This is a genomic window from Achromobacter sp. 2789STDY5608621 (assembly GCF_001299375.1).
Lineage (GTDB): Bacteria > Pseudomonadota > Gammaproteobacteria > Burkholderiales > Burkholderiaceae_B > Achromobacter > Achromobacter insuavis.
The window spans coordinates 23,481-29,719 of the sequence record NZ_CYTU01000061.1 but is presented as its reverse complement, the minus strand read 5'-3'; the positions used below and the strand labels follow the sequence as shown (position 1 = coordinate 29,719).

At 65.5% G+C, this 6,239-nt stretch carries 6 protein-coding genes; 5 read left to right on the top strand and 1 reads right to left on the bottom strand.

What is annotated here, in order from left to right; translation table 11 throughout:
• Positions 1-25 precede the first annotated feature (25 nt).
• Positions 26-1,183: a porin gene (locus AOZ53_RS30100; RefSeq protein WP_054490665.1), complete on the bottom strand. Its 1,158-nt coding sequence runs from the start codon at positions 1,181-1,183 to the stop codon at positions 26-28.
• A gap of 407 nt (positions 1,184-1,590) precedes the next feature.
• Here AOZ53_RS30100 and AOZ53_RS30095 point away from each other — a divergent pair, with 407 nt between their 5' ends.
• The 5 genes from AOZ53_RS30095 (at position 1,591) to AOZ53_RS33975 (ending at position 6,218) form a co-directional block, all read left to right on the top strand.
• On the top strand, positions 1,591-3,129 hold the full coding sequence (locus tag AOZ53_RS30095) for an MFS transporter (protein ID WP_231690708.1): 1,539 nt from the start codon (positions 1,591-1,593) through the stop codon (positions 3,127-3,129).
• Positions 3,130-3,260: 131 nt separating this feature from the next.
• Positions 3,261-4,142 (top strand): LysR substrate-binding domain-containing protein, encoded by an 882-nt coding sequence (locus tag AOZ53_RS30090; RefSeq protein WP_054490663.1) that lies wholly within the window; start codon positions 3,261-3,263, stop codon positions 4,140-4,142.
• A gap of 475 nt (positions 4,143-4,617) precedes the next feature.
• The gene (locus AOZ53_RS34555; RefSeq protein ID WP_156333582.1) at positions 4,618-4,908 is read left to right on the top strand and encodes a hypothetical protein; all 291 of its coding nucleotides are present in this window, start codon (positions 4,618-4,620) and stop codon (positions 4,906-4,908) included.
• Positions 4,892-5,224 (top strand): hypothetical protein, encoded by a 333-nt coding sequence (locus AOZ53_RS30085; protein ID WP_156333581.1) that lies wholly within the window; start codon positions 4,892-4,894, stop codon positions 5,222-5,224. Before AOZ53_RS34555 ends, AOZ53_RS30085 begins: the two co-directional genes overlap by 17 nt.
• A gap of 118 nt (positions 5,225-5,342) precedes the next feature.
• Positions 5,343-6,218 carry a toxin co-regulated pilus biosynthesis Q family protein gene (locus tag AOZ53_RS33975; RefSeq protein WP_197286548.1) on the top strand — a complete coding sequence of 292 codons (876 nt, stop codon included), beginning with the start codon at positions 5,343-5,345 and terminating at the stop codon, positions 6,216-6,218.
• Positions 6,219-6,239: the final 21 nt, after the last annotated feature.

Genomic DNA, 6,239 nt, shown 5'->3' with positions numbered 1-6,239 from the left:
GCGCCGCCGGACAGCGGGTCGCCGCTTAGAAGCGGTGACGCACGCCCACGATACCGACCGTGCTCTTCACACCGTCGATGAACGCGAAGTTCGTGGCATACGAACCCAGCGCGTACAGGTTGGTGCGCTTGGACAGGTTGTAGGTGTAGCCCAGGCTGAAGATGTTCATGGTGGCGTCGTCGCCGGTCAGCTTGGTGTTGTTGGCGTCGGCACGCTGCCACGAGGCCAGGATGCTGCCAGCGCCGCCGACCGGGGCCGACAGGCCGACCAGGTACGAATTCGACTTGAAATCCGTCGCGACGGTGTTGCTGCCGAAGCTCTTGGCAACCGGGCTGCCGCTGCCAAAGGCATTGAGAGACTGGCCGGTGAACCAGCCGTCACGCGTCTGGCCGTAGGCCAGTGCCAGTTTGACGACTTCGAAGTCGTACGAACCGCCAATGATCCACTGCTTCGGGTTCTGCTCCGTGCCAAGCTGGTTGGCCGGGTTCAGCTGGTCGTACGTCAGGGCCAGGTTCAGCGGGCCGTTGGCGTAACGCAGACCCACGGTGATGGCGCGGGTGTTGTTGGCGGTACGGAAGCCGGTTTGCGACGGGTTGCTCTTGCGCGTGCCGTCGGCGTTGAACTGGGCAGCGCCATCCTTGGTGTCATCGGCGCTGAACGAATAGCCCAGGCCGAACTGGAAACCGCTGAACGACGGGGTCTGGTACATGACCATGTTGTCGTAGCGGACCGTGTTGGCGGCGCCGAAGGCCGCGCCCACGTTGGCCTGGCCGTAGCTGGCGCCGAACGGATCGATCGCGGCGATGTACTTCGAGGCGATGTTGGTCTGGCGGCCGAACTCCAGCAGGCCCCACGAATCGCTCTTCAGGCCGACGGTGGCTTGACGGCCGAACAGACGGCCGCTCTGACCCGACTGGCCGGTGGCCGAGTTGAAGCCGCTTTCCAGCGTGAACACGGCGCTCAGGCCGTCGCCCAGGTCTTCGGCGCCACGCAGGCCCCAGCGCGAACCGCTGGACACGCCGTTGGCCATGCCGACCTTCGATTCCTTGTAGCCGTCGTTACCCTTGATGCGCTGGAAGCCCACGCCGGTGTCGATCAAGCCATACAGCGTCACCGAGGTTTCAGCGTGCGCGACGCCCGACAGGGCGGCGAACAGGGCGGTGACGATCAGAGTCTTTTTCATTACAGATTCCCGTTGATTGAACAGACATGCGCATGCGAGTCGGCAAGCAGCACGGGCAGCAACTCGGCACATGACGGGACGAAGTCTAAAAACGCTGTATGTCAGTTTTTCGGACATCAACGCAAACAAGCGCCGATTTGAAAAATCAGCCGCTTTTGTGGCGCGGGACGCACACATGAAAGCACCTCACGGCAAGCGCGCAGCGCTGTCATGCCCTCATGCTATTTATGAGGAATCACGCAACGACGACAGGCATACCCCCCTTTCGTCGATGGGGGGGTTCGCACTGAATTCGGTATTCGGAAAATCCGAATTATTCATCGGTTTTCGCGTATTGAACCTCGCAGACGGCGATGCTGAAATGAGCGCGGCGGGTCCACCGCCTCCCACGCTTACAGGACATCATCTTGCCCACCGCGCTGCCCTCTTCCGCCCTCTCCCCATCCCCCACCCGGGACCGCGCCGTGCTGCTCGTCGCCTCCGCGGGTTGCGCGATGACGGTGCTGGACGCCAATGTCGTCGGCGTGGTCCTGCCGGCCATTGCCCGCGATTTGAACGCCTCGTTCGCCGACATCGAGTGGGTGATCAGCGCTTACGTCCTGTGCTTCGCGGCGATGCTGCTGCCTGCCGGCTCGATTGCCGACCGGTACGGCCGCAAGCGTGTGTTCAAACTGGGCATCCTGGCATTTGCCGCGACCTCGCTGTTCTGTGGCCTGGCCCCCTCGGCCACGGTGCTGTACCTGGCGCGGGCCGGCCAGGGCCTGAGCGCGGCCTTTCTCCTGGCGCCCGCGCTGGCCGTCATCGGCAATGCGTTCCACCAGCCCGAGGCGCGTAATCGCGCCTGGGCCGCCTGGGGCGGCGTGATGGGCCTGACGATGGTGCTGGCGCCGTTGCTGGGCGGCCTGATCGGCAGCCTGCTGGGCTGGCGCTGGGCCTTCAATATCAACCTGCCGATTTGCGTCATCCTCTATCTGGCGGCTTGCGGCTGCATCGATGAATCGCGGGAGCCGGACAACCGCCCGCTGGACACGGTCGGCATCCTGTTTTTCACCGGCTCCATGTTCTCCGCCACCTGGCTGCTGATCGTGGGTCCGGCCATCGGCTGGCGCAGCCCGACGGTGGCCATCGTCGCAGTCCTCGGCCTGCTGTGCCTGAGCGCGTTCCTGCGTTCGCAATCGCGCAATCCCCATCCGCTGGTGGAACTGGGACTGTTCCGCAGCAAGCCGTTCGTCGGCGCCGTCATCGCGATGTTCGCCTACGCCTCGACGGCGCAGGTGATGGCATCGGTGCTTCCCATGTACCTGCAGAACGCGCGCGGACAGACCGTACTGACGGCGGGCGCCAGCATGCTGCCCTTCGCGCTGGCGATGCTGGTGTTTCCCCACGTCGGCCGCAGACTGTCGGCGCGCCTGGATTCCCGCGGCGTGCTCAGCATCGGCCTCGCGGTGGTGGCGATCGGCAACCTGCTCATGATCCTGGCGACCCGGCAGGCCAGCGGCTATCCACTGATCGGCAGCATGGCCATCCTGGGCATGGGTGGCGGCCTGCTCAACGGCGAGACGCAGAAGGCCATCATGAGCACCCTGCCCCATGGCCGCGCCGGCATGGCGTCGGGCATCAGCACCACGTCCCGCTTCACCGGCATCCTGCTGGGGTTCTCCGGCTTCGGCGCGGTGCTGGCGAGCAGCATTCATCACTACGCCGAGGCCGCGACGCAGCGCGCCGGCCTGCACGTGGCCGCCAGCTATTACGACCAGGTCATCGCCGGCGACCTCGACCGGGCAATGGCGGCTTACTCCCCCGCGGTGGCCGCGGTACTGATGCCCATCGCCCGCGACAGCTACGCCGTCGGCTTCGCCAGCGCCTTCGCCCTGGCCGCGGCCATGGCCGCGGCTTGCGCGTTGGCGGTCCAGCTGTTGATGCGCGACGCCCGCCCCGCGCGCTGAGCGCACGGTGTCGTGCCGTGTGGCTCGGTGTCATGCCCCCTCGTGCCATATCGTCGTGCCAGGCCAGGTTGTGCCGGCCCCGGCTGGCGATATGATGGCGTCACTTCCACCAACGCGGCAGGGGCCAGCGCATGGAGATCCGCCATCTGAAGGCCTTTGTGACGCTCGCCGGCACGCTGCACTTCGCCCAGGCGGCGGAACAGCTCGACCTGTCCGCGCCCACGCTGACCGCCCACATCCAGGAATTGGAGCGCGCGCTGCAGGTCCGCCTGTTCAACCGCACCAAGCGGTCCGTCGCGCTGACCTCGGCCGGCGAAGTCTTCCTGATCGAAGCGCGCAACACGCTCGAACAACTCGAGCGCACCCTCAACGTCGGCCTGCGCGCCGGGCGCGGCGAGCTGGGCCGGGTCGAAATCGGCTATGTGGGCTCGGCGGTGTTCTTTGGCGTCCTGCAGGACCAATGCCGGCGTTTCCACGCGGCCTGGCCCGACGTTCTGGTGCAGACCCGCGAAATGCCCACGGACCAACTGGCGAGCGCGCTCGAGGACGGCCGCATCGACATCGCCTTCGTGCGCATGCCGATCGTCCTGCCGCCCTCGATCTCCAGCCACATGCTGATCCGCGACCGGTTCTGTGTCGCGCTGCCCGCCGACCATCCGCTCGCGTCGGCGTCGGGCGCCATCACTGCGCGTTCACTGGCCAGGGAAGCCTTCATCGTGCCCGAGCAGATCCTGGGCCTGCTGGAAGTGGCGCGGCGCGGGAAATTCACGCCCGATGTGGTGGCGGCCCCCGGTAGCCTGCTGACCGTGCTGACGCATGTCTCGCTCGGCATGGGCGTGGCCGTCGTGCCAAGCGTCCTGGTCGAGGTCATGAAACTGCCGAACGTCGTCTTCCGGGAACTGGCGGGCGCCGCCATCGATTCGGAGGTGGCCGCGCTCCACCGGCGGCATGAGCGCGCGCCAGCCGTGCGCCACTTCATCGAGCAGATCAAACGGACCACGGCCCGGGCATGACCCTGCGCGCGGCGCCGCCATGGCGAGACGCAAGCAACGGACCATACCGTCGGCACGGGGAAAAACGGGAGAAAGGAAAATCCGCCAGCAGGCGCCTGGTGACCGCATGTGCATGCGGCTGATTGGATGACCGGTTATTGAACCAGCCTGACCCGGCGCCATTCTTGACCGCGGTGCTTTTCGACGCGGCGCTTTTTTGGCGGTTTTTTGACGGGTCTTGTTTTGATATTGGCGCGCCCGACAGGAATCGAATCTGTACACGCGCCAATTAGTGCCAATTAGCGCCACTTTTCCCAGAAGTTAGGTGGGGTTTAACGGCACCAAGTGGCACTAATTGGTGCAAACGGTCCGAAAAATGGACACGCTCGGTCGCGTCCGGATAGCCGCTTCGGCCGGGCCACGCATCCCTGCAACAACCCTCGCAGTATGCAGATCGCCTCCCGGCCTGCAAGGCATTCCCTAGGAATCCGACCCCATGACGAACACCCTTCAATCGGGCAGGCCGGCGCCTGGCCGCCACGAACCTCGTTTTGAATACCCGTCCACCGCCCGGGCTGCTCGCCAAGCAGCAAGAAATTGGTTTCAGTCGGACACCCTCCTGAGCGCTCTCCAGTTTCGTGACCAGGAATTTGAAGCCCATTGCGTGGGGCGAATCGACACCCCTTTGGAACGCAGAATCCGGCGGGATGCATTTCACCAGGCTTTCGCGAAGGCCATTGGCCAGATTGTCGTCGAGGAGGGCAGGTATCGTGCGGCGGCTGCTTGAACGCCTGGTGTCCTTCCGTCTGAGCGACGCCGCCTACCGGCGATATGAGCGGGAGGCTGCGGACGCGGGGTTGACCCTCTCCAAGTACCTGCGAAGCCGGCTCGAGGCAGAGGACTCCGTAGCAGACCATGTTGAACAGCTCCGTTTGGCCTTAGTGGACAACGGTGCCGGCGCCGGCGTGGACGCGAATTTGCTGCCGATCCTCGTAGAACTGCTTCTCCTGGCCCGGCGCCACAGCTCGCCTGGCGACATGCGTACCGTCCACGCGGAACTCGAACGCCAAGGCATGCATGCCTGGGCGCCCAGCCCGCTTTAACCCGGCTTCGCCAGGCCTTTCGACGAGGCTCTCGGTTCTAGAGCGCAGCGCACTTTCCTACCGATCGCCCTCTCGAACTCAGGGTCAGATCGCACCCCATCCCACTGGAGTTTCCCCCATGCAAGCACCTCTCTTGGCGGCCGCTGTCGCGGCCGCCTGCCTGCTTTCGGCCTGCGGCTTTGTGCCGCCCGCGCCGCCGATGCCGCCCGATACGAAGCGTGTTGCCATCAATCATGGCGATCCGCGCAAGTCTGCCGCCATGCAACAGACATCCACTTCGCGCCCCGAATCGATACCAATTGCGCTCGCGCCACCGCCGCCGGCTTCGGGGCCAACGCCGACTCCGGGGGAGTCCGACGCCATCGCAACGAATGCCACCGACACCACCAACCGCGCCGAGCCGCTACCGATTCCTGTACCGGCAGCGCCTTCTGCCGCAGTTGGGCCGCAGCCCACGCCAGCACAACCGGCTTCCACGGATAGTGCAACGGTAGACACGCCCGGCCAGGCCATTACCCCACAGCCCGAGTCCCGCATCATCGCAACCAACACCGTTCCGATGCCGCCGGCACTGAGGGATCTGCCCGCCACGGCTCCGGCTCCCGCATCGGCCCCGGATGCACCGGCAAGCGGACCCAGGCCTACAGTTGCCCCGCCCTCAGCCCCCGAGCCGATCCCCGAACCCATTCCCGTGGTGGCCAAGGAAATCTGGCGCATCGGCCCCGACGACGGCACTGTGCGCCAGGCGCTCGCACGATGGGCAGCTAAGGCAAACTGGACGTTCGGCCCGGACCAGTGGGAACTGAACTTTGATCTGCCGATTCAAGCTCCCGCCGAGTTCGAGGCGGAGTCGTTCCAAGAGGCGACGCAGGCGTTGTCCCAGGCGATCGCGATGACAGAATCGCCCGTACGGCCCTGCTTCTATGCCAACAGGGTGCTGCGCATGGTGCCCTTCACACGCAGCTGCAACCGCTCTCCCGCCACGCAATCGTAGCCGTGGCGTCGACCAGGAAAA

Coding starts and splice junctions, on each gene's coding strand:
- AOZ53_RS30100 (WP_054490665.1), bottom strand. CDS start 1,183: ATGAAAAAGACTCTGATCGTCACCGCCCTGTTCGCCGCCCTGTCGGGC.
- AOZ53_RS30090 (WP_054490663.1), top strand. CDS start 3,261: ATGGAGATCCGCCATCTGAAGGCCTTTGTGACGCTCGCCGGCACGCTG.
- AOZ53_RS34555 (WP_156333582.1), top strand. CDS start 4,618: ATGACGAACACCCTTCAATCGGGCAGGCCGGCGCCTGGCCGCCACGAA.
- AOZ53_RS33975 (WP_197286548.1), top strand. CDS start 5,343: ATGCAAGCACCTCTCTTGGCGGCCGCTGTCGCGGCCGCCTGCCTGCTT.